The organism is Streptomyces sp. NPDC054786, assembly GCF_053611685.1.
Map to the genome: position 1 here is coordinate 76,890 of NZ_JBSHAW010000016.1, position 23,054 is coordinate 99,943.

Consider the following 23,054-nt stretch of genomic DNA (forward strand, 5'->3'; position numbering starts at 1 on the left):
GTCCCCGCGGCGCGGCGGGTCAGGCCGTCGTGGTGCGCAGCCAGACCGTCGTCCACGGCGGCAGCTCGTCGCCGGTGACCGGGGCGGAGGCCAGCAGCAGTTCGCCGGCCGGCAGCGGCCGGGACTCGTCCGACAGGTTGGTCACGCACTCCCAGCCGCCCGAGCGGCGGAAGTGCAGCACCCCCGGGCCGGCCGTCGGCGCGTCGTCGGCCCATTCCAGCGCCTCGTCGGCCAGCAGCCGGCGGCGGGTGGCCAGTGCCGTGCGGTACAGCTCCAGAGGGGAGGACGCCACCCCCTGCTGTGCCTCGACGGACAGTTCGCCCCAGCCCGCCGGCTGCGGCAGCCAGGAACCCCCGCTGCCGAAGCCGTACGAGCTGCCCTCGCGCCGCCACGGCAGGGGCACCCGGCAGCCGTCCCGGCCCTTCAGCCGGCCTCCGCTACGGGTCCACACCGGGTCCTGGAGGCTGTCCCGGGAGAGGTCGGCGACCTCGGGCAGCCCCAGTTCCTCGCCCTGGTAGACGTAGCCGGAGCCGGGCAGCGCCAGCATCAGCAGGGTCGCGGCCAGCGCCCGGCGCAGCCCGGACTCCCGGTCCAGGACGGGCTCCTGTCCGTCGGAGAGCAGCCAGGCCTCCTCGTCGCGGCCGTCCGGAAGGCCGTACCGGGAGGCGTGCCGGATCACATCGTGGTTGGAGAGCACCCAGGTCGCGGTCGCCCCGGCCGCCCGCGCGTCGGCGAGTGCGGTGTCGATGGAGGCGCGCAGCTCCCCGGCGTGCAGCGAGGCCTTGAGGAAGTCGAAGTTGAAGGCCTGTCCGAGCTCCTGCGGGGTGGCGTACGCGGTACGGCGGGAGTTGCGTACCCATGCCTCGGCGACGGCGACCCGCGGCGGGTCGTACTCGTTGAAGACCTTGCGCCAGTCGCGGAAGATGTCGTGCACCTCGTCGCGGTCCCAGAACGGGTGGCTGCCGTCCTCGGGCAGATCGCCGGGCTCATAGCCGTCGATGGTGCCGACGTCGCGAAGCGGTGCGGCCAGGTCCTTGGCCAGGCCGTGGGCCACGTCGACCCGGAAGCCGTCGACACCGCGGTCGGACCAGAAGCGCAGGGTGTGCCGGAAGTCCGCGCGGACCTCGGGGTTGTCCCAGTTGAAGTCGGGCTGCTCGGGGGCGAAGAGGTGGAGGTACCACCAGCCGTCGGGCAGCCGGGTCCAGGCGGGGCCGCCGAAGCAGGAGATCCAGTCGGTGGGGGGCTCTTCGCCCAGCTCCCCCTTGCCCTCGCGGAAGACGTAGCGCTCCCGTGCGGCGGACCCGGGCTCGGCGCGCAACGCCTCCTGGAACCAGTGGTGCTGGTCGGAGGAGTGGTTGGGCACGATGTCCACCATCACCTTGATGCCGAGGCGGTGCGCCTCGGCCACCAGGGCGTCGAAGTCGTCGAGGGTGCCCAGCCGCGGGTCGACATCGCGGTAGTCGGCGACGTCATAGCCGCCGTCGGCCAGCTGCGAGGGGTAGAAGGGGCTCAGCCAGACGGCGTCCACGCCGAGGTCGGCGAGGTAGGGCAGCCGGGAGGTCACACCGGGGAGGTCGCCGATGCCGTCGCCGTCGAAGTCGGCGAAGCTGCGCGGATACACCTGGTAGACGACGGCCTGCCGCCACCAGTCGGTGGTGTTGCGGTCGGAGCCGAGGTGCTGTGCGGTCACGTGGAGGCCTTTCGATACGAGAGCGGTCGCGTGACGGGGTACGGCGCGGTGTGGCGCCGGGTTCGGTCGGGTGCGGCGCGGGCGGCGGGCCCTCGGGGCGCCGGTCTCATCCCTTCACCGCCCCTGAGGTCATGCCCGAGACGATCGAGCGACGGAAGATCATGACCAGGACGCCGATGGGGACGGTGGCCGCCACGGCCCCCGCGAACAGCGTCCCGTAGGGGACCGTGTACTGGCTGGTGAACAGGGCAATGCCGACCGGAACGGTGCGGTGACCGTCCTCGCTGTTGAAGGTCAGCGCCAGCAGGAACTCCGACCAGGTCGCGGTGAAGGTGAAGATTCCCGCGGTGAACAGCCCCGGCCGGGCCAGGGGCGCGATGACGGTCAGGACGGTACGCAGCGGGCCGGCACCGTCGACGGTTGCCGCCTCCTCCAGCTCACGGGGGATACCGATCAGATAGTTGCGCATGATCCAGATGGCGAACGGCAGATTCAGCGCGACATAGGGCACGATCAGGCCCGCATAGCTGTTGAGCAGCCCCAGTTGCCGCTCCAGCAGGAAGAGCGGTACGACCAGCGCGATCGGCGGGAAGACGGACAGCATCAGCAGCGCCGTCATGATGGCGCCGCGGCCCCGCAGCGGTGTGCGGGCCAGGGCGTACCCCGCGAAGAAGGACAGCCCCAGCACGGCGACCGTGGAAACCGACGCCACCAGCACGCTGTTGAGCAGATAGCGGCCGATCCCGTTGCGGACGAAGGCCTCCGCGTAGTTGCCGAGCGTCGCCGCTTTCGGGACCAGGGTCGGCGGGGCGTCGCTGATCTCGCCCGGTCCCTTGAAGGACGACGCGATCATCCAGTACAGCGGCAGCGCCGACAGCACGACGATCGCCAGACCGCCGAGGTTGACGGCGTTGACGTACCGGCGGATGCCGGACGCCGGTGCACGGCGGCTCATGCCCGCCCCCCTTCGTCGGCCTGCGTCTTGAAGACCCGCAGGAAGAGCAGACAGCAGGTGATCACGATGACGGCGGTGGTGGTCGCCACCGCCGCGCCCCGGCCGATGGCGAGGTTCTGGAAGAGCGTTTTGTATCCGAGGATCGCCAGGGACTCGGTGGCGGTGCCCGGACCGCCCTGGGTCAGGACGAACGGCAGATCGAAGATGCCGAAGGCCTGCAGGATGCGGAAGAGGACGGCGATGGCGATGATCGGGCGCAGCTGCGGCAGGGTCACCTTCCAGAACGTCGTCCAGGTGCCGGCGCCGTCGATCTCTGCCGCCTCGTAGACGTCGCCGGGAATCAGCATCAGCCCGGCGAGGACGACAATGGCGACAAAAGGTGTGGTCTTCCAGACATCGACCACCACCATGGCGCCCATGGCGGAGGCCGGCTGCCCGAGGATGTCCGGCTGGCGGCCGAGGAGCTGCTCGAAGAGCCAGGTCAGCCCGCCGTAGGTGCCGTTGAAGAGATATCCCCACAGCTGGGCGGCGACGACATTGATCAGGGCCCAGGGCAGCAGCAGGACGGCCAGGACCCAGCCACGGGCGGCCCCCAGCCGTTCCAGTACGAGCGCGGCCACGGTGCCCAGCACCAGTTCCAGCAGGACGGTGACGGCGGTGAACCCGAAGGTGAAGACGAGCGCCTGGCGCCATTCCGGGCTGCTCAGCACGGCGGCGTAATGGTCGCCCGTCAGGGAGAGGATGCGGAATCCGCCGTACTCCAGGCGGACATCGGCGAAGCTGAGCAGCAGCGAGAAGAGCACCGGGAAGACCGTCACGGCGGTGATGGTCAGCAGCGCCGGGGAGGCGAAGAGCCAGCCGGTGCGCGCCCGGCGGCGGCCGCTCACCCGGGCCGGACCGCCGCCGCGCGGCGCCGGACCCGTCCGTGGGCCGGTCCGCTCGGAGGCCTGGGCCCGCGACACGGTGGCGGAGGATGTCATGGCATTCACAGCGCCCTGCCTTCCAGCGCGGTCCGGATATCGGCGCGGGCCGCGCGCACGGCCTGGGCGGGCGTGGCCCGGCCACCGATCACGGCGTTGGCCCTGGTGTAGAGCGCCTTGCTGACCTGGGGGTAGTACGGGGTCTGCACCGGCCGGGCGACCAGCCGTAGTTCGCGTACCCGGGTGAGCGTCGGATCGCCGACCGCGCGCGCCTCCGGCCGGGTCAGCACCTCTTCGAGCGCCGGAATCACCCCGGCGTGCTTCAGCAGGATCATCTGCGCCTCCTCACCGGCACAGAAGCGGGCAAAAGCGACAGCAGCCCCGAGGTGGCGGGAGTTGGGGTTGACGAAGTTGCTCCAGCCGCCGGCGCAGCTCACCCCGCGCGGGCCGCCGCCGGCGAAGCCGGGGCGGGGTGCGACGCCGACCCGGCCCGCCACCTTGGAGACCGAGCGGTCGGCCGCATTGCCCCAGGCGTACGACCAGTTGCGCAGAAAGACGCCGCGGCCGCCGGTGAACGCGTCCTGCGAGTCCGCTTCCACGTAGGTGGCGACGGTAGGGGGCGTGACGCCGGTCTCGGTGAACTCCCGCATCAGGGCGAAGGCCCGCTCCGCACCCGCCCCGCTCAGCGCCACGCGGCCCGCACCGTCCAGTACGGGAGCCTCGGCGTCGGCCAGGAATTCGGCGACATTGCAGGTCAGCGACTCCGATACGGACCCCTGCCAGAGAAATCCGTACGGGGCGCCCCCGGCCCGCTGGATGGTGCGCGCGGTGCGCAGCAGCTCTTCCCAGGTGCGGGGCACCGGTCGGCCGTGCTTGGCCAGCAGGTCCTTGCGGTAATAGAGGAAGGCGCTGTCGGTGAAGAACGGCAGCGCGTACACGGCGCCGCGGTACTCACTGACCCGCCGCAGGGCCGCCGGGTAGTCCGTCCAGTAGTCCTTGGGCAGCAGCGTCTGCAGCGGCAGCGCAAGGGAGTTGGCGCCGAACTGGGCCGGCCAGGTGGTGTCGCCGAGATAGACGTCGGGGGTGGGTGAGCCGCCCGCGAGCTGCGTGGTGACCGCGGCGCGGTTGGCGTCGGTGGTGCTGAGGGCGTTCGACTTTCGGACATGGATGTTCGGATGGCGGTGCTCGAAGGCGCGGATGATCAGGTCGGCCACCACGGGGCCGTTCCGGGAGGGGATTTCGGACACCCACCAGGTGAGGGTGGCCGGGGTACGCGGGACGTGGGCGGCTTGGGTCAGCAGGGTGTCCAAGGGCTTGCCCGCGCAACCGCTGGTGAGCCCGACTCCGGCGGCGAGACCGCCCGCAAGCAGGGTTCTGCGGCTCAAGGCCATGAGTGCTCCTCACGTCTTGCCTGCCATCGATGACAGCGCTTGCAGGCTAAAAGCGGGCTTGTCGCCAGGTCAACGGCTGATGAACAACAGATTTCGCGAGGGGATCTTCTGGCAACGCTGTCATCGCCAATTTGTGCTAGCGTCCCCGCATGTCCTCAGCGCAGAGCGAGGCCACGATGGCCGATGTGGCCCATCGGGCGGGGGTTTCGGTGTCCACGGTCTCGCGCACCCTGCGCGGTCTGTCGACCGTCTCGGATCCGACGCGCGCCCGGGTGGAAGCGGCAGCCCGCGAACTCTCCTTCGCGATCACCCGCAGTGCCTCCAGCCTGGTCACCGGCCGCACCGGACGAGTCGCCGTACTGATGCCGGACCTGGCCTCGTGGTTTCTGAGCTCGGCACTGTCCGGCATGGCACCCGCGCTGCGCGAGGCGGGCCTCGATCTGCTGGTGTACAGCGTGACCGACGTGCACGAACGCGCCGATTTCTTCGACCGGTTGCCCGCCCGCCGTAATGCCGACGCCCTGCTCGTGGTGAGCTTCTCGCTCTCCCCCGCCGAACGCGCCCGCCTGGACGACCTGAGCATGCCCCTCGTCTTCGTCAGCCAGCACGCCCCGGGACGCCCCAGCGTCTACGTGGACGACGAGGACGCCGCCCTGCGCGGCACCCGTCATCTGGTCAACCTCGGGCACCGGCGGATCGCCTTTCTCCAGACGTCCGACACCACGGGCTTCGCCTGGAGCAGCAAGAACCGGCTCACCGGGCATCTGCGGGCGCTCACCGAAGCGGGGCTGGAGCACGACGACTCGCTCATCCTGAGCGTGCCGGGCTGGAAGGGCAACGGCATGGCCGCGGCCGTGGGACGGCTGCTGAGCCTCCAGGAACCCCCGACCGCGATGTTCACCGAGACCGATGACATGGCCTTCCGGCTGCTGGCAGCCCTGCGGGAGGCCAACGTCCCGGTACCGGGGCGGGTTTCGGTGATGGGCTTCGACGACCACGTCATGGCGGGGGTCATGGGCCTGACGACACTGGCCCAGCCCGCCGTGGAAATCGGGCGCGCCGCCGTCCGCCTCACCCGCGCGGTGATCGACGACTCCGACGGCGCTCACGAGCGGCACATCGTGCTGCCGACCGAACTCGTCCCACGCGGAAGCACGGGGCCGCCGCCCGAGGGGAGTTAGGCCGGTGTCTTGCGGATCGGCGCGGTCCCTCGCCGATCCACAAGACACGCCAGCCGGACGCCGGGATCACGGATAGCGCTACGCGCTGCCGTCCCGCTCGCCGGAGCCGTGACCGGAGCCGGCGGCAGCGGGACCGTCCGCACCCCCTCGTGAGGAGCGCCGTCCGGAATCCCGGGGACCGGTGCGGTCCAGGGACCTCGTGGGCCGGGCCCGGCACCGTACGGCAAAGCTGACCTAACTGACCTTGCTGACCACCGCTGACTCTTCACCAGCATCCCGTCCATCGACTGTCATAGGGACCGCACACCCACCGGTGCGGCCAGAGACGATCTGGGGGGAACTGATGCTGGACAGGAGTTACGTCGTGCCCTGGGGAAAGCGGGGCAGCATGTCGGCCGGCGCCGAGGCGGCCGTACTGACCGAGCTGACCCACGACAGCACACGCCTGCCGACGGGCCGACGGCGCGAGGGGTTCGAGCGCTCCTTCGCGGAGACGGTCGGCAGCCGGCACGCGATCTCGGTGACCAGCGGAACGGTCGCCCTCCAACTCGCGGTCCGCATGCTCGGCCTGGCACCCGGCGACGAGGTGATCACCACCCCGCAGACCCATCGGGCCACCGTCCAGCCGCTGTCCGACCACGACGTACACGTCCGGTTCTGCGACATCGACCCGGCGACCCTCAACATCGACCCGGCCGCGCTGGAAGCGCTGATCACCCCGCGTACCAAGGCCCTGCTGCTGGTGCACTACGGCGGCTGCCCCGCCGAGATGGACACCATCATGGCGCTGGCGCGGCGCCACGGCGTCGTCGTGCTGGAGGACTGCGCACATGCGCTGGGCGCCCGCTACCGCGGACGGAGTCCCGGGTCGCTGGCCGACCTCGCCACCTTCAGCCTCCGCAACGCCAAGAGCGGCACCATGCCCGGCGAGGGCGGCCTGATCACCTGCGACCGGGACGACTGGGCCGAGCGCCTCCGCCTGCTGCGCACCACGGACCGGGAGGCCCGGACCGTGCGCACCGGGCCGGCTCGGCCGGGCGTGCTGCCGTGGACCCCGTACGACGGGCCTCTTCACCGCGGCTCCGTGCGGCGGCCCGGCAGCGACGCGACGATGCCGGAGGCGGTCGCGGCCCTCGGACAGGCCCAGCTCACCGGGCTGTGGGCCGCCGTCGGCCGGCGGCGCGCGCTCGCCGGGCGGCTGGACGAGGTGCTCACCCGCTACCCGTTCATCACGCCGCAGTCGGCGCCCGCGCACAGCGAGCACGCCTACCACCTCTACACCTGTTTCGCCGAGCGCCAGGAGCTGCGCGACCTGCTCGTCCTGGCCCTGGACCGCAGGGGGGTGGAGATCCAGCTGCGCTACTTCCCCCAGCATCTGCTGCCCCAGTGGCGGCACCGGGGACATCTGCGCGGTGAGTGCCCGGTCGCCGAACGCAGCTGGTTCGACCAGCACCTCAACCTTCCCTGCCATCCGCTGCTGACGCCCTCTCAGGAGGACTATCTCGTCGAGGCGCTGGACGAGTCGCTGGCCGAGCTGAACGGCGGGACGCCGGCCCCGTTGGCGGTGTCGGCGACGGCCTGCGGACGGAAGTAGGCAGGAGAGCGGAAGGGAGCGGGAAAGGGAGGGAAGAAGGCCATGTCCCTGGGAAAGGCGTTACCGGGTGTGGTGGACGGCGTACCGTCCGGGCCGGCCGGCGACGAGGCGCGGACGCATCTGCCGGCCGCGCCCGCGGCGGGCCGCGAGCCCGTGCCGCTGCAGATCAGCGCGCTGGACATGTCGGAGTCACCGCGGCTCGGGGGCTGCGACGAGGCGCACATCCGCACCCTCGCCGAGGCGGACCCGGACGGTCTGCCGCCGGTTCTCGTGCACCGCCCCACGATGCGGGTGCTCGACGGGATCCACCGGGTCCACGCGGTGATCCTGCGCGGCGGGTCCGAGATCAGCGCGGAGCTGTTCCACGGCACGGAGAAGGAAGGCTTCGTGCATGCCGTACGGTCCAACACCGCCCACGGGCTGCCGCTGTCCATGGAGGACCGCAAGGCCGCGGCGCTGCGCATCCTGCGGGACTACCCGTACTGCTCGGACCGTTCGCTGAGCGCCGTCGCGGGGCTGTCGGCGAAGACCATTGCCGCGCTGCGCGGGCGTTCGACCGCGCACGAGCCGCAGTCGAACGCAGCCCGGCTCGGGCGCGACGGGCGGGTCCGCCCGGCCAGCACGGCGGACGGCCGGCTGCTGGCCGGGCACCTGCTGCGCGAGAACCCCGGAGTGACCCTACGGGAGGTCGCGCAGTGGGCGGGGATCTCCCTGGGCACCGCCCAGGACGTGAGCCGACGACTGCGCAGCGGACAGGATCTGATCCCCGCACAGCAGCGGGGCCTCGCCGCCGGCCGCCGCAGGCTGGAGGTGCACGGCCGCACCCGCGATGCCGAAGAGGGCGACACCTCTGCCGGTACCCCACCGCACACCCCTTCGCACGGCGCCGCCCGGAGCGCCTCCCCGCCCGGCGCTCCGCAGCACGCATCCGCGCACGGCGGAGCGCCCCGGAACGGCACCCCGCACGGACTCGCTGCGCCCTCGCTGGCACGGCTGCCGTTCCTGCGGCAGGACCTCTCCCTGCGGTCCACGGACGCGGGACGCGCACTGCTGCGGCTGCTCATCGCGCAGGAGGCCGCGCTCGATGACGTCGAGCAACTCGCCAACGGGGTACCGGCCCACTGCGTCCCGGCACTGGCCGAGACGGCGAGCGCCTGCATGCAGCTGTGGGCGGAGTTCGCCGAGAGCCTGGCCCGTCGCGAGGGGACGGAGTGACCCGCGTCAGGCCAGGGGCACGGTCAGTCCGGGCGGGCCGCAAAGATCTGCTGGATGATGGTGACGAACTCGGCGGTGAGGGGGTGGGCGCCCTGCCGGGGGAAGGCGAGCTGCAGGGGAACGGGCGGGGCGTCCACCAGGCGGACGAAGACGACGGACGGATGGATGTGGCGGTCGGCGACGGATTCGGGGACGACTCCGACGCCATGGCCCGCGGCGACGGACTCCAGCCACTCGTCGAAGTTGGTGCAAGTGGCCGCCAGTCGGGGGCGGCGTTCGGCGGGCCAGTCCTCCAGCCGGGTGGTCCCGCTCACGGTGTTGATGACCAGCGGCAGTCCGGAGAGTTCGCTCCATCTGATCCGGTCCCGACGGGCCAGGGGGGAATGGACCGCGACGGCGGCGATGCGGTCCTCGTGCAGGAGGGTCACCGAGCGGATGCCGGGGGTGGTGACCGGCCCGCGCAGAATGGCGAGGTCGGCCTCTCCCCGGTCAAGGCCGGCCAGTGGCTCGTCCCTTCGTATCGGTACGACACGGGCGCGGGTGAGCTCGTGGAAACGGTCCATGGCCTCGTGGGCCCAGCCGGCGGGGAAGCCCCAGGTGAACCCGAGCCGCAGGACTTCGTCCGCCCGGTCGGGCCGCAGTGCCTCCTCCAACCGGGGTAGGAGCTGGGCGAGTTGACGGTAGAGCCGTTCACCGGCCGGCGTGAGGGTGACGCGGCGGGTGGTGCGCTCCAGGAGACGGACGCCAAGCTGCTCCTCCAGGCGCCTGAGATTCCTGCTCAGGCTCGGCTGGGAGAGATGCAGCCTGGCGGCGGCCCGGGTGAAGTGTTGTTCCTCGGCGATCGCCAAGAAGCCCCGTAAGTGGTGCAGTTCTATCCCCATATCCAGGAGCATACGAACCGAGGCGAGGACGGCCGAGAATCGGGGCACCCCGGCATCGGCCACCTCGCGCGTATTACCGCTGGTTAAGGGGAGACCGGAATGGGGATCCGGGCCGTTCGCGGACGGCGTGCGGTTCGCGTCTCCGGGAACCTCCGCATTCGTTGCGGGCAACGCCGGACCTCCTTCATTGCGGCAATGTCGGTTCGCTCCTTCAAGGGGATACGGCTCTCACTCGGGCCCCGGGCCGGGGGGCGAGGAGTAAGGGTATGAGGGGGCGGCATACATGAGAAATGACTTGACGCGCCGATTCATTCATGGACGACATAAGTGCAGTTGATCCACCCTGCCGGGCGGAAAAAGTTGTAGCCGACAGCGAGTTGCGCGGTGCCGCCCATTCATACGCGCCGGCTATGAGTGGGACGCGCTTGATATTTCACACGGCCGCAACCTCGTGGCTAGCCTTGTTCCGCGATCTGGAAGCGGCCTCATGCGGGCCGATTTCCGCCGTGACGGAAGCGAGTGGGGGACGTGATTCAACGTGCGAGCGTACACAGGCGGAATCTGCCGGAGAGCGAATATCCGACACCGGGCCGGGCCGGGATTCCCGGCAGGCTCGCGGCCCTGGGCACCGGGCGCTTCCGCCGGCCGGTGATGATCACGCCGATCGCGGCCGGTGGGGGCCTTCCCCGGCGGTGCTCGGCGCTGGTCACCGCGGCGATGACCGTCGCCGCCCGGCCCGCGCTCCCCGCCCGTACCCTTCGGCACCCCAGCCACGACGGCCACCGGACCGGCACCGGTTCCGCCGCCCCTGCCCCGCAGGCACCGGGCCGGCCGGCGGTCCTCTCCCCTGAGCTGCTCACCGCCGCCGTCACCGCGTCCTGGCGACCGGGCGGGCAATGTGCCGCCTCTCGCATGGCCTTCGGCGCTCCGCCGGCCGTCGCACTCCGTCGATGTCAGTGCCCGGCCCCGCCCCTCACGGCCTGATCTCCCCTCCCGCTGTCCCGTTCACCGATTCCGCTCCAACCCCACCAGTTACCGACGGGCCGCTCCCCGTGCCCGTTTCCGCCGCCGTGCGACGGCGTACGGCCACCCGACTGCTTGGAGAGACGATGAAGACGACCCGTGAGATCGCGATTGTCGGCGCAGGACCGCGCGGACTGAGCGTGCTGGAGCGAATATGCGCGAACGCGCGAGGCGCGGCCGGGGACAGACCCGGCACGCTCGTCGTCCACCTCGTGGATCCCTGGCCGCCCGGCGGCGCGGTCTGGCGCACGGACCAACAGCCGGAACTCCTGATGAACACCGTGGCTTCCCAGGTCACCCTGTTCACCGACCCGAGCCTGAGCTGCGCGGGTCCGGTGGAGAGCGGCCCGAGCCTGTACGAGTGGGCCCGCTTCGTGGTCGCCATGGAAGGCGTCGAGTCCTGCCCCGCCGACGTCGCCCTGGAGGCCGCGCGGCTCGGTCCCGACGACTACCCCACCCGCGCCTTCTACGGCCACTACCTGAGCTGGGTGTACCGGCGGCTGGTGGAGAACGCTCCACAGGGCGTCCGTGTGCGGTTCCGTCGGACACGGACGCTCAAGGTCACCGAGGACGACGCCGGGCAGCGCGTTCTGCTCGGCGACGGGGGTGAACTCACCGGCCTGGACGCCGTGGTGCTCGCCCTCGGCCACCTTCCGGCGGTCCCGTCCGGGGAGACCGAACGGCTGGAGAAGGGCGCGCGGACCCGCAACCTGCGCTATCTGCCGCCCGCCAACCCCGCCGACGTCGACCTCGACGGCATCGAGCCGGGCGAGGCGGTGATCCTGCGCGGGCTGGGCCTGAACTTCTTCGACCACCTCGCCCGCCTCACCGCCGGCCGCGGCGGCACCTTCCACCGCGGCGAGGAAGGGCGGCTGGCGTACCGGCCCTCGGGGAACGAACCCCGGCTCTTCGCCGGGTCACGCAGAGGGGTTCCGCACCACGCCCGCGGCGACAACCAGAAGGGGGCCGAGGGCCGGTACCTGCCGCGGCTGCTCACCCCCGCCCTCGCCACCGAGCTCCACGAGCGGGGCGGGCTGCGCTTCCACACTGACCTGTGGCCGCTGATCAGCCGTGAGGTGGAGTCCGTCTACTACGCCACGCTCCTGCGGTGCCGCGGCCTTCCGGAGGAAGCCGAGCGACTGCGCGAGCGGATGCTCGCCATGGACGCCGACGGCGCCGACGGCAGGGCGTTACGGCAGACGCTGACGGCCGCGGGCATCGCCGAGCAGGACCGCTGGGACTGGCAGCGGCTGCTGGACCCGCTGGCGGGGCGGGAGTTCACCGGCCGGGCCGAGCTGGACGCGTGGATGCTGCACCGCCTGGACGAGGACGCGGCCCAGGCGGCGCTCGGCAATGTGCACGGTCCGCTGAAGGCCGCACTGGACGCGATGCGCGACCTGCGCAACGAGATCCGGCGGGCCATCGACCGCGACGGGCTGGACGGCGAGGCGTACCGCACCGAGGTGCAGGGCTGGTACTCCCCGCTCAATGCCTTCGTCTCCATCGGACCGCCGCGCCGCCGCGTCGAAGAGCTGGCCGCGGTGGCCCGCGCCGGGGTGCTCGGCTTCCTCGGACCCCGCACCACGGTCCATATGGACGCCGACGCCTTCGAGGCGTCCTCCCCCGCCGTCGGCGGTGGGCCGGTGCGCGCCCGCGTCCTGATCGAGGCGCGGCTGCCGGAGCCCGATGTACGCACCGCGGACGACCCGCTGCTGCGCGGCCTGTTGGCCACCGGTCAGGCGTCCGGGTTCCGGCTGGCCGCAGCCGGCGGCGCACGGCACCACACGGGCGGTCTGCATGTCGGGCGCGACCACCGTCTGGTCGCCGCGGACGGCCGGCGGCATCCCGCGCGGTTCGCGCTCGGCATCCCCACCGAAGGCGTGCACTGGCTCACCGCCGCCGGCGCCCGGCCCGGGGTCGACTCGGTCATGCTGCGTGAGACGGACGCCGTCGCGCGGGCCGCGCTCGGGCTGGACGACGGGGCCCGCGGCGACCGCGGACTGCGCGAGAGCCACGGCGGGCGGGTCACGGCATGAGCAGACATCCGTCCGTGCCCACCCGGCCGGCTCCCGCCGTCGCCGTGGCCGTCCCGGGCGGCCCGCCGGAGCCGCGCCGTGACCTGGGCGCCGTCTGGCATGTGGCCGCGATGACCGTGCTCACCTCCACGCCTGTCTTCCTGCCCGGCGCCGCGCATGCCCTGATCGGGCGGGAACTGGGCTGGGGCGAGGGGCGTATGGGCCAGGTACTGGCCCTGTACTGGCTCGGTTCGCTCGGCGGCGCCTGGCGCAGCAGGCGCCACGAGTCCCCGGCTGCCGTGGAGACCACCCTCGCCGTCGCCCTGCTGGTCACCGCCGGCGCGCTGTCGGCGATGGCGGCCTGGCCGACGGCCGGGCTGTGGGCGGGGGCGCTGGCCGGCGGCGCGGCGTACGGCTACAGCCAGCCGCACACCAACCAGTTGCTGATGCGCCGGTGCGCACCGGGCATACGAGGGTTCGCGTTCGGCCTGAAGCAGGCCGCGGTGCCGGCCGCGACGCTGGTGTGCAGTGTGGCCGTCCCGCTGCTGGTGGTCCCGTTCGGCTGGCGGTTCGCCTTCTGTGTGGCGGCAGCCCTGTGTGTGCTGCACGGCGTGGTGTTGTGGCGCTCGCGTACCGCCGGGCCGGCGGGCGGCGCCGCGCCGCGCACGACCGCCCCGGCGCTGCGGCCGGACCGGCGGCTGCTGGCGCTGTCGGCCGCGGGCCTGTTCGGGGCGGTGGTCGGCAACAGCCTCGGCGGCTTCCTGCTGGTGACGCTGACGGACGGCGGTATGACCTACACCGCGGGCGCGCTGACCGTGGCGGCCGCCTCGGCGCTGACCATCGTGGTGCGTATCGCGGCGGGCCGGGGATCGGACACCGGGCGGGTGGCCGTCCACCCCGTGCTGGCGCTGATGTTCGCCACGGGCCTGGCGGGGACGTGCCTGCTGGCGACCGGCGGGACGGGCCTGCAGATCGCCGGGGCGCTGCTGGCCTACGCGGGCGGCTGGGGCTGGGCGGGGGTGCTGCACTACGCGGCCGCCCTCGCCTTCCCCGGCCGGGAGAACCGGGCCACGGCCTGGACACAGATGGGGGTCTCGCTCGGGGCGATGGCGGGACCGCTGCTGTTCGGGTTCTGCTACCAGGTGGTCGGGGCCGCCGCCTGGTGGCCGGTGTCGGCGGCGGGCGGGTGCGCCTTCGTCGCCGTGCTGGTGGCCCGGCGGCCGGACCGCGTCACGCGGCGAGGATCGACTGAGACGTACGGAGGAGAGCGATGACCACGGATCCGACCCTGGCGCGGCTGGACCGGCCGCAGGTGAACGAGGACTTGGAGGAGCTCTACCAACTGGCCGCGCGTATCCAGGTGTTACGGGTGCGGGACGGGGCGGAGCGGCTCGGCTGGAGCGCTCCGCGGGTGACCGAAGCGGCCCGCCGGCTGGTGGAGACCGGGCTGCTGCAGCCGCTGCACGGGGACGAGCCGGCGTATGTGGCGGTGGCACCACGGGCCGCGGCGTCGCGGCTGCTGGTACCGCTGCATTCACAGATCGCGCTGATCGAGCAGCGCTCGGAGGAGATCCGGGCCGAGCTCGCGGCCTTCCAGGAGGTGCACGACCAGGCGTTGCGGGAGGCGGAGCACGAGCAGGCGTTCCGGACGCTGACCGGCACGGACGCCATTGCCGAGGAGCTGGCGGTGGCCTCGGCCAACTGCCGGCACGAGGTGCTGTCCGCGCAGCCGGGCGGTGGTGGGGCGGCCGACGGACCGTGGCGTCTGTGGGAGCCGGATGTCGCGGTCGCGGTGCGCGGGGTGCGGTTGCGGGCGGTGTTCCAGCACACCGCGCGCTTCAGCCGGCCGACGAAGGAGTACCTGACGTTGGTGACGCAGTACGGCGGCGAGGTACGCACCCTCGGCGAGGTCTTCGAGCGGATGACGGTGTTCGACCGGGAGGTGGCGTTCATCCCCGCCCCGGACAGTGCGGAGCGGGCGGTGGTGATCCGGCAGCCGGGCGTGGTCCAGTTCCTGGCCGGCGTCTTCGAGCGGAGCTGGCTGGCCGCCCGGCCGTTCGAGAGCCACAACCGGGCGACGGAGGTCAGCCGACTGGTCTCCGGTGTGCGGATGTCGATCCTGCGGCTGCTCGCCGAAGGGGAGACGGACGACGCCATCGCCCGGCAGGTGGGGCTGAGTGTCCGGACCTGCCGCAGCCATATCGCCAAGATCTACGAGGAGTTCGGTGCCCGCAGCCGTTTCCACCTCGGCGTACTCATCGCCGGCTCGGGCCTGCTGGACGCCGAGCGGGCAGCCTGCTGAGCGGCAGGTGCGGGCCGGAGACCCGGAGGGGCGTATGACGTACTCGATTAGGATGCGGCCATGACCGCCCCGGACTCCCCGACCACCCCGGCAGCCCACCGCCCGGACCCCGAACTGGGCTTTCCGGCTCCGGGGGAGGTCCTGCACCGGCTGCGGACCCAGCGGGGGATGTCGCTGCGTCAGGTGGCGGCCGAGTGCCGCCTTTCGGTCTCGTTCCTGGCGGCGCTGGAGCGGGGCGAGACCGATATCGCGCTGGAGCGACTGGGCCGGCTGGCGAAGGTGTTCGGGCACAACGTGGGGTCGTTCCTCGGCTTCTCGCCCGGCCAGGCCGCGCCGTCGCTGTTCCCGTTCGGTGAACAGTCGGTGATCGAGCGGGCGCCCGGCATCAGCTACCGGGTGCTGCGCGCACCGGAGTTGGGATACCAGGTGGTCCAGGGGGACTTCGCGCCGCACAGCGCGCTGGGCGAGGACCTTCAGCACGAGGGCACGGACCTGATCATCGTGACCGAGGGCACCTTGGTGACCCGGTACAACGGTGTCGACCACACCCTGCGGACCGGGGACTGCGCGCGCTGGTCGGCGGGGTATCCGCACTCGTTCCGCAACGACACCGACCAGCCCGCGCGGATGGTCGCGCTGCTCTTCTCCAGCCTTTACTGACGGCTACGTTCCCGGACGCGGGACCCATCGGTGGTGAGCCGGGGCACCTGAGGGTGCCCCGGCTCTCTCGTGTGCCGTCCCGGAGCTGCAACTTCCTGCAACGGGAGGCGTCTTCATTGAGAGTGAACCTTATTCTGCACTAGCGTGCTTTTTAACGCACACGCCGCTCCGGCGGACCTCGCGAGTCGCACCAAGAGATCGGGACGCGCCATGCAGCTGAATCCCACCCAAGCCTCCCCGCCCACCGCTCCGCCCCCGGCCGCGAGCGGGACCGCAACCGCGGCACGCGCCGGAGGCCGCGGCGCCGACCTGTGGGCCCGCATCGCCCTGGTACTGGTGTGGAGTTCGGGCTTCATCTCCGGCAAGCTCGGCCTGCGCCACTCCGCCCCCTACACCTTCGCGGCCCTGCGCTTCGCCATCGCCGGGGCGATTCTGCTGGTGATCGCCCTGGTCAGCCGGCGCGCGTTACCCCGCGGCCGGCTGCTGGCGCATCTGGCCGTCGCCGGTGTCCTGGTGCAGGGCGTCCAGTTCTCCAGCATCTACGTCGGCATGGACCTCGGCGTCCCGTCCGGTCTCGCCGCACTGATCATCGCGCTCTACCCGCTGACGGCCTCGCTGATCGCCGTTCCCGTTCTGCACGAGCGCGTCACCCGCGGCCAGTGCCTCGGCCTGGTGCTGGGGCTCGGCGGGGTCGCACTCGCGGTCAGCGAGGGGCTCCACTTCGACGGTGACTACCTCGTGGGGCTCGGCTTCCTCGTCCTGGCGCTCCTGGGCATCTCGGCCGGCACCGTCTACCAGAAGCGGTTCTGCCAGGGCATGGATCCGGTCTCCGGCAACGCCGTACAGCTGCTGGCCGCCGCCGTCGTCGCGCTGCTGCCCGCCCTGCTCGCGGAGGGTTTCGACGCCACCTTCACCGCCGGCTACTGGCCGGTGCTGCTGTGGGCGGCGCTCGTCAACTCCATCGTCGGTGTCGGCCTGCTCTACGGGCTCCTGCAACGGCACGGCACCAGCCAGGTGAGCAGCCTCTTCTACCTGGTGCCCATGGTCACGGCCGGCTTCGCCGCCCTGCTGCTCGACCAGCATCTCGGCCCGCTGACCCTCGGCGGACTGGTCCTGGCCACCGCGGGCACCCTGCTCGCCAGCCGGGTACGGAGCTGACGCCGTGCCACCCACGGACGCCCGCAGGACACGCACGGGGTGCCGGACCACCCGGCCCGGCACCCCGCCGGCTCCCACCGGGAGCACACCCGTCTCCCGTCTTCGCGGGTGGCAGGGCCTAACGGCCGAACTCGGCCAGGATGTCCTCGATGTCGGCGGCGCAGTCACCGCAGCCGGTGTTGGCCTCCGTCGCCGCGCGCACCTCCTCCAGGTCGGCGGCGCCCGCCTCGACGGCGGCCACCACCTCACCCTCCGGAACCCTTGCGCACAGGCACAGCAGCTGTTCCGACTCCATCACGCCCCCTCGCCCGGTTCCGGTTCGGCCAGGCGGTGGACCAGCTCGGTGCGCTCCGGGCGCTCGCGCAGCTCCGCCCGGCGGATCTTGCCCGAGGCCGTGAGCGGCAGCTCCGTGGTGAACTCCAGCAGCCGCACCCACTTCTCCCGGGGCAGCTGTGCCACCGCGTCGGCGAAGACGGCCCGCGCCGTTTCCGCGTCGGGTGCGAGCCCCTGCGCGGGCACGACGTACGCCTTCGGCTCCCACAGTCCGACCGGGTGCGGCACCGCCACCACCGCGGCGTGCCCGACCGACGCACTGCGCAGCAGGGCGCGTTCCAGCTCCAGCGGGGAGATGCGGTGATCGAAGGACTTGAACATGTCGTCCGTGCGCCCCACGTAGGCGTAACTGCCGTCCTCGTGCCGGACCACCAGGTCGCCCGTGTGGTAGACGCCGTCCTTGAACGCCGAGGCGGTCTTGGCCTCGTCACCGGCGTAACCGGTCATCATGCCCGCCGGGGCGGGCGACAGGCTCACGCACAGCTCACCGGGTGTCCCGTCGGGCACCTCGTCGCCCGACTCCTGGTCGACGAGGAGGAGTTCGTAGCCCGGCAGCGCCCAGCCCATCCGGCCGGGGGTGACGGTGCGGCCCGGCGGGTTGCCGATCTGGGCGGTGGTCTCGGTCTGGCCGAAGCCGTCCCGTACGAAAAGATCCCACGCCTCGTGCACGGCGTTGTAGAGCGCGGGCTCCAGGGACTCGCCGACGGCGGCGGCCTCCCGAAGCACCGGCGGCCGTTCGCCCAGGCCCTCCTGGATCATGCCGCGCCACACGGTGGGCGGGGCACACAGCGTGGTGATCTCCCGGGTCCGCAGGGCGGCCAGGACGTCCGCAGGCCGCGGCCGGGGCGTGGCCAGGGCCAGCGCCGTGGCCTCGGCGTTCCACGGCACGAAGAAGGAGCTCCAGGCGTGCTTGGCCCAGCCGGGCGCGGAGACGTTGAGATGGCAGTCGCCGGGCCGTACGCCGTTCCAGTACATGCCCGAGAGATGGCCCACCGGGTAGCTGAGGTGGGTGTGGGCGACCATCTTCGGCCGCGAGGTCGTGCCGGAGGTGAAATAGCGGAACAGCGGGTCGTCGGCCCCCGTCCAGCCGTCCGGGGTGAAGGCGCTGCCGGCCTGGAGCGAGGTGTCGAACGGAAGCCAGCCGGCCGCCCGGCCGCCGACGGCGATGCGCGTCCAGGCGCCGGGTATGCCGGCGAACCGCGGCACCGCCTCCGCCTCGGCGATGACGTGCCGGATCTCCGCGCGTTCGATCCGGTCGGCGAGGTCGAAGGAGGTGGTCGTGGTGTAGGTGGGGACGACGACGGCACCGAGCTTGATGGCGGCCAGCAGCGTCTCCCACAGCTCCACCCGGTTGTGCAGCACCAGCAGGAGGTGATCCCCCCGGCGCACCCCCAGGTCGTGCAGCCAGCAGGCCACCTGGTCGGACCGGCGGGACATGGCCTCGTAGGAGACCTCGGTGTCGGCGGAGCCGTCGTCGGCCGGGCCCAGGATGCGCAGCGCCGGCGCCGGGTTGCCGTCGGCGATCACATCGAACCAGTCCAGGGCCCAGTTGAACCGGTCCAACTGCGGCCAGGAGAAGGCCCGGTGGGCGGCCTCCAGATCCTCCCGGTTGTCCAGCAGCACGTCGCGGGCCTTGCGGAAGGCGAGGGTCGCCGCGGTCTCATGTCGGGTCATGCTCATCGGGCCTTTCACGTTCGGAGGGAGGGACGTGCGGGGCGGCGGTCACCGCACGGAGGCGGGTTCCGGGACAGCCGGCGCCACGTCCACCGGGGCACCGGCCGGCTCCGCGTCGGGCCGGGGCAGCAGTTCGGCCGCCACGGCGTCGGCGACCTTGACGAAGTCCGTCTCCAGGCCCGGACGCCCGTTGCCGATCTGGGTGAACCAGCGCACGTGCTCGGTGGGGACGCCCAGGGCGTACAGGCCCGGGTGCAGCCGGCCGTTGGCGTCGATGACGCGGAAGGATCCCCAGGCGATGTCCAGGCCGCCGGTCGCGAACTCCTCCTCGGTGACCGGGTCCTCGTTGACGAACTCCCGGATCAGCCCCTCGGCGAGCAGCTGCCGGGTGAGCTGCGAGGCGTCGCGTGGAAGGTCCGGGGTGGGGATACGGGCGTCGATGAGCACGTCGGCGTACCGCAGGGACCCTTCGACCTGCCGGGAGCGGACCGTGAAGCGTCCGGTCTCCTCGTCCCGGCCGAACTCGGTCGCGGGGCCCGCCACTTCGACCAGTCCCCCGTCCATCAGCGCCAGCAGCTGCTCGATACGGGCCATCGGCGGGCCCGCCGAGAGCAACGCGTTGACCGGTACGTAGCGGCCGCGGAACGCGGAGGCGTACGACGCGGGCGCCAGGCCGCCATAGTCCACCGAGGCCCGGAGGATGCCGCGCAGATCGCGCAGCGTGTCCAGGGCGGCCTTCAGCGGTCCGTCGACGGTGCCCAGCGACGCCTCCTCCAGGTCGCGCCGCATGACACCGGTCAGGCGCCGTCGCCAGGCCTCCGGGTCCGCGAAGTGCTCGCCGGTGAAGGGCCGGGCCAGGCTCCACAGGTCCAGCGGCGGCACGTCCTCCACGCCCGCCTCCTTGACGGCCCGGAGACCGTCCTCGCCGGCGAGGACTTCCTCGGCATGCCGAGCGGCGAACCGCTCGGCCGCCTCCGCTCCGTGGCGGTGGCGCACGTGCCCGGTGTAGTAGACGTGCTCGATCTCGTGGAGCACCAGCGGCAGCAGGTCCGCGGCGAAGTCGAGACGGTCGCTGCCGGTGGCTCGTTCCTGGCGCTGCCGCGCGTGGGCGACGGCCTGCGGGGTCAGGAAGAGCGCCTGGTGGACGTGGTGCGGGGCCTTCTGGTTACGGCCGCGCGCCGGGATCGGCAGCCCGCTGCGGGAGCCGGCCACGATGTGCGGCTCCCGGCCGCTGGGCTCGTAGCGCAGCCGACCGTCGCCGTCGCGCACGAACCGGCCGCCGCGGCCCTCGGTCAGCGACATCAGCACGTCGTAGAACGACAGGCCCAGGCCGCGGACGGCGACGGTGGACCCGGGCGGCACGGTGCCGGCCAGGTCCATGTCGGCGGCCGAGTCCCCCGAGATGTAGTGGGTGTCGGGGCGGTAGGCCGCGAAGGCGGCCATCGTCCGGTCGAAGGTGTCGGGGGTGTTCGTCGGGTGGCCGGTGGCGAGGACGACCTTGTCGGCACCGAGCGTCCGCAGCGAGTCCAGCGTCACCTGGTAGCGGCCGAAGTGGTCGGGGCGCACCGAGGTGACCCGGCCGCGCACCGGTATCAGCCGTACGTGCGGGGGCAGTTCGTCGGTGATGGTGCGGTAGACGAACCGCAGGTAGCGGCCGTAGTCGAGGCGGGAGGCGAAGTCGTCGGGGCCGTGCCCGGACGTGGGCCGCACCTCCTCGGGGGCCTGGTCGTGCAGCCACTGACCGAGCGAGGGGCCGGCGCCGGGCCGCGGACGGCCGCCGTCGGGGCCGCCGGAGAACATCGTGACCTGCCCGATGACGGTGTTCATGGCGAACCAACGGTCCTGGTCGGTACGCCAGATACGGCCGGCGCCGACCTCCACCGCGTCGATGGCGTAGACCGTGACGGGCCGGCGGTCGGCGGGCGCCGCTTCGCGCAGGCGCACGGCGAGCCGTTCGAGGACCGCGATGCCACGCGGTCCGGTGCCGACGACCGCGATGGTGTGCGGGGCGGGCGACGGTACCTGAGCTGTGTTCACAGCACTCTCCTTGGATCACGTGAGGTGAGGGGTTCATGAGGGAGTTGGTCGCCCCGCGTCCAGTCGAGGGCAGCGCAGTCGAAGGCCGCCTGGATGTGCGAGAGCATCCCCAGGAGGTCATCGGCGCGCAGCCGCGCGGGGCCCGGTGGGGCGGCGGGGCGTATCGGCATCGAGCCGACGGTGAGCCACCGCAGGCGCCCGTCGCCGTCGATGTAACTGCGGGCGCGCTGGGCGTTGTCCGCGTGCAGGCAGTACGGGACGTCCAGGTAGCCGCGCGCGAACGCCGCGGTCAGCGCCCGGCCCACGTCGGGGTCGAGTTCGAGTACGGCCTCGACGAGCGCGCGGGCCTCGTCGTAGACACCGTCGTCGGGGGCCGGTGCCGGCTGGTGCAGCCCCTCGGCGCGCGCCAGACGGGCGGTACGGGCCGCCTCCTCCAGGGACCTGACGTTGTCCTCGACGGTGGGTATCCGGTGCGCCTCGGCGGTGGTCTTGACGATCAGCCGCTCGGCTCCGGTGCGCACCGCCAGACGCGCGCTGTGGCGCAGCAGTGCGAGCGCGCCCGGCTCGGTGCGGGGGAAGACGCCCATGTACGTGTAGAGCACGACGTGCCACCGGGTGTCGCCGAGCAGTTCCCCGGCCAGGCGGCGCAGCGCGGCGACGGCGGCGGTGTCCTGGTCGAAGTCCGTCTGCTGGGCGTAGCTGAGCGAGATGTCGCACAGCCCGTGCTGCCGGAAGAAGAGCCCCTCCAGCAGGGAGAGGGCCACCAGCAGGGAGGGCGGGCACAGCTGTCCCAGCATGCAGCCGCCGAAGCTCTCCAGATGGGCGGTGGACGAGCGTTCGGCGAGCAGTTCGCAGCAGCGCGCCCAGGCTTCGACGGACGCCTGCAGGGGGGTGCGGCTGTAGGGCAGGCAGTACGAGACGGGGCCGCCCTCGGTCGCGTCCAGTCCGGCGTCCAGGAGCGTGGTGAAGATGTCGAGGGGGAGGGGGGAGCCGTGGCGCACCTGGACGGCGAAGGAGCCGAGTCCGCACAGCAGTTGGCGGGTGGTCCCCGGCCCGTGGGTGACGAGCGGGTAGCCGTTGAGGTCCTCGCCGGCGTTCAGCGCGCGGCGCGCGGCGGCGTGGTCGCCGACCCGGGTGTAGCTGTCCAGCGTGATGGTGCCGACGGTGTGCGCCTGTGCCCGGCGGACGGCCGTCAGTCCGGTGCGCATGGCGTCCGGCGCGCAAAAGCCCATCCGGGGCTGCACCACCAGCTCGCCGGCCCGTCGCGCCCGGTCCACGACCTGGCCGAAGGGGAGCGCCGCGGGTGCGGACGCGGGTGCGGACGCGGGTGCGGACGCGGGTGCGGACGCGGGTGCCGGGCGGCCGGTGCCGACGACGCTCATTGTCCGCCCGCCGCAAGCACCACGGGCGACTTCGCGGATCCGACGTACCGGCGGAAGTCGCCGACACCGGCGTCGTCCTCGAAGACGGCGGTGAATCCGGCGGCGATCAGCTCCGGGCCGTACGTGCCCGCGGCGGCGCCCTTGGTCCCGAGCTTGCCGCCGATGACGACGGGCAGGGCGGCCAGGTCCGGTTCGGCACGCAGCCGGCCGATCAGCCGCCGTCCGTCGATGGCCCCGTGGCCGTTGACGCTGCTGACGACGACGAGATCGGGCACGAAGCGGCGGCACTCGGCGATCAGGAGGTCGTCCGGCACACAGGCACCGATGTTGTGCACCTGGTGGCCCAATTCCTCCAGCAGCAACTGAAGGTAGACCAAATTCCAGGTATGCGAGTCGGAGGAGACACTGGAAACAAGAACACGGCGTCCCGCTGCCGGTATCGCTGCTGCCTGGTCAGGTATGACCTCAGGCGAAGTCATGAGGTTCTCTCCCGTGAAATGAGGGCATGTTCCGGCTCGCCGAGCTTACGCATGAACCCCCCACCCACCGCGCCCTCAGTTTCCTGCAATGCAGGTAAGTGACCGGGCCAAAGGGTGGTGACGGCTCAGGCTTTCCCGTGAGAATCGAAGGGCAGCTCCACCGA

General features: G+C 72.2%; 18 protein-coding genes. 8 read left to right on the plus strand and 10 right to left on the minus strand.

Annotation, left to right across the window (positions count from 1 at the left end; genetic code table 11):
• Nucleotides 1–19: 19 nt before the first annotated feature.
• From ACWGI6_RS15720 to ACWGI6_RS15735, 4 genes are all read right to left on the minus strand, one after another.
• Nucleotides 20–1,690: a glycoside hydrolase family 13 protein gene (locus ACWGI6_RS15720; RefSeq protein ID WP_453268015.1), complete on the minus strand. Its 1,671-nt coding sequence runs from the start codon at nucleotides 1,688–1,690 to the stop codon at nucleotides 20–22.
• Between the two features lie 106 nt (nucleotides 1,691–1,796).
• Complete coding sequence (locus tag ACWGI6_RS15725) at nucleotides 1,797–2,645, minus strand: carbohydrate ABC transporter permease (RefSeq protein WP_453268016.1); 849 nt, start codon at nucleotides 2,643–2,645, stop codon at nucleotides 1,797–1,799.
• Nucleotides 2,642–3,625, minus strand: coding sequence for a carbohydrate ABC transporter permease (locus tag ACWGI6_RS15730; RefSeq protein WP_453268017.1), 984 nt, complete (start codon nucleotides 3,623–3,625; stop codon nucleotides 2,642–2,644). The genes ACWGI6_RS15725 and ACWGI6_RS15730 overlap by 4 nt, the downstream gene beginning before the upstream one ends.
• A gap of 5 nt (nucleotides 3,626–3,630) precedes the next feature.
• Nucleotides 3,631–4,956, minus strand: coding sequence for an ABC transporter substrate-binding protein (locus ACWGI6_RS15735; RefSeq protein WP_453268018.1), 1,326 nt, complete (start codon nucleotides 4,954–4,956; stop codon nucleotides 3,631–3,633).
• A gap of 149 nt (nucleotides 4,957–5,105) precedes the next feature.
• On the opposite strand from ACWGI6_RS15735, the gene ACWGI6_RS15740 reads away from it, so the two are divergent.
• The 3 genes from ACWGI6_RS15740 to ACWGI6_RS15750 all read left to right on the plus strand — a co-directional run bounded on the left by ACWGI6_RS15740 (nucleotide 5,106) and on the right by ACWGI6_RS15750 (nucleotide 8,946).
• Nucleotides 5,106–6,137, plus strand: a complete 1,032-nt coding sequence (locus ACWGI6_RS15740; RefSeq protein ID WP_393903881.1) for a LacI family DNA-binding transcriptional regulator — start codon at nucleotides 5,106–5,108, stop codon at nucleotides 6,135–6,137.
• A gap of 343 nt (nucleotides 6,138–6,480) precedes the next feature.
• A complete protein-coding gene (locus ACWGI6_RS15745) occupies nucleotides 6,481–7,731 on the plus strand; it encodes a DegT/DnrJ/EryC1/StrS family aminotransferase (RefSeq protein ID WP_453268019.1) in 1,251 nt (416 codons plus the stop codon).
• 42 nt (nucleotides 7,732–7,773) lie between these two features.
• Nucleotides 7,774–8,946: a hypothetical protein gene (locus ACWGI6_RS15750; RefSeq protein WP_453268020.1), complete on the plus strand. Its 1,173-nt coding sequence runs from the start codon at nucleotides 7,774–7,776 to the stop codon at nucleotides 8,944–8,946.
• Nucleotides 8,947–8,969: 23 nt separating this feature from the next.
• On the opposite strand, the gene ACWGI6_RS15755 is transcribed toward ACWGI6_RS15750, so the two are convergent.
• The gene (locus ACWGI6_RS15755; RefSeq protein WP_393903879.1) at nucleotides 8,970–9,827 is read right to left on the minus strand and encodes a LysR family transcriptional regulator; all 858 of its coding nucleotides are present in this window, start codon (nucleotides 9,825–9,827) and stop codon (nucleotides 8,970–8,972) included.
• Between the two features lie 1,109 nt (nucleotides 9,828–10,936).
• Here ACWGI6_RS15755 and ACWGI6_RS15760 point away from each other — a divergent pair.
• From ACWGI6_RS15760 to ACWGI6_RS15780, 5 genes are all read left to right on the plus strand, one after another.
• On the plus strand, nucleotides 10,937–12,886 hold the full coding sequence (locus tag ACWGI6_RS15760; RefSeq protein WP_453268021.1) for an FAD/NAD(P)-binding protein: 1,950 nt from the start codon (nucleotides 10,937–10,939) through the stop codon (nucleotides 12,884–12,886).
• On the plus strand, nucleotides 12,883–14,139 hold the full coding sequence (locus tag ACWGI6_RS15765; RefSeq protein WP_453268022.1) for an MFS transporter: 1,257 nt from the start codon (nucleotides 12,883–12,885) through the stop codon (nucleotides 14,137–14,139). The genes ACWGI6_RS15760 and ACWGI6_RS15765 overlap by 4 nt, the downstream gene beginning before the upstream one ends.
• On the plus strand, nucleotides 14,136–15,167 hold the full coding sequence (locus tag ACWGI6_RS15770) for a LuxR C-terminal-related transcriptional regulator (protein WP_453268023.1): 1,032 nt from the start codon (nucleotides 14,136–14,138) through the stop codon (nucleotides 15,165–15,167). The genes ACWGI6_RS15765 and ACWGI6_RS15770 overlap by 4 nt, the downstream gene beginning before the upstream one ends.
• 60 nt (nucleotides 15,168–15,227) lie before the next feature.
• Nucleotides 15,228–15,827 (plus strand): cupin domain-containing protein, encoded by a 600-nt coding sequence (locus ACWGI6_RS15775; RefSeq protein WP_393903875.1) that lies wholly within the window; start codon nucleotides 15,228–15,230, stop codon nucleotides 15,825–15,827.
• Nucleotides 15,828–16,037: 210 nt separating this feature from the next.
• Nucleotides 16,038–16,985: a DMT family transporter gene (locus ACWGI6_RS15780; RefSeq protein ID WP_453268024.1), complete on the plus strand. Its 948-nt coding sequence runs from the start codon at nucleotides 16,038–16,040 to the stop codon at nucleotides 16,983–16,985.
• A 118-nt stretch (nucleotides 16,986–17,103) separates the two neighbouring features.
• On the opposite strand, the gene ACWGI6_RS15785 is transcribed toward ACWGI6_RS15780, so the two are convergent.
• The 5 genes from ACWGI6_RS15785 to ACWGI6_RS15805 are packed head-to-tail and all read right to left on the minus strand — an operon-like array spanning nucleotide 17,104 to nucleotide 22,890.
• On the minus strand, nucleotides 17,104–17,280 hold the full coding sequence (locus ACWGI6_RS15785; protein ID WP_380922405.1) for a (2Fe-2S)-binding protein: 177 nt from the start codon (nucleotides 17,278–17,280) through the stop codon (nucleotides 17,104–17,106).
• Nucleotides 17,280–18,992, minus strand: a complete 1,713-nt coding sequence (locus tag ACWGI6_RS15790) for an AMP-binding protein (protein WP_453268025.1) — start codon at nucleotides 18,990–18,992, stop codon at nucleotides 17,280–17,282. The genes ACWGI6_RS15785 and ACWGI6_RS15790 overlap by 1 nt, the downstream gene beginning before the upstream one ends.
• Before the next feature lie 48 nt (nucleotides 18,993–19,040).
• Nucleotides 19,041–21,029 carry an FAD/NAD(P)-binding protein gene (locus ACWGI6_RS15795; protein ID WP_453268026.1) on the minus strand — a complete coding sequence of 663 codons (1,989 nt, stop codon included), beginning with the start codon at nucleotides 21,027–21,029 and terminating at the stop codon, nucleotides 19,041–19,043.
• Nucleotides 21,026–22,411 carry a methylaspartate mutase gene (locus tag ACWGI6_RS15800; RefSeq protein ID WP_453268027.1) on the minus strand — a complete coding sequence of 462 codons (1,386 nt, stop codon included), beginning with the start codon at nucleotides 22,409–22,411 and terminating at the stop codon, nucleotides 21,026–21,028. Before ACWGI6_RS15800 ends, ACWGI6_RS15795 begins: the two co-directional genes overlap by 4 nt.
• Entirely contained in the window at nucleotides 22,408–22,890 is a 483-nt protein-coding gene (locus ACWGI6_RS15805; protein ID WP_453268028.1) for a cobalamin B12-binding domain-containing protein, read from the minus strand. Before ACWGI6_RS15805 ends, ACWGI6_RS15800 begins: the two co-directional genes overlap by 4 nt.
• Between the last annotated feature and the right edge of the window lie 164 nt (nucleotides 22,891–23,054).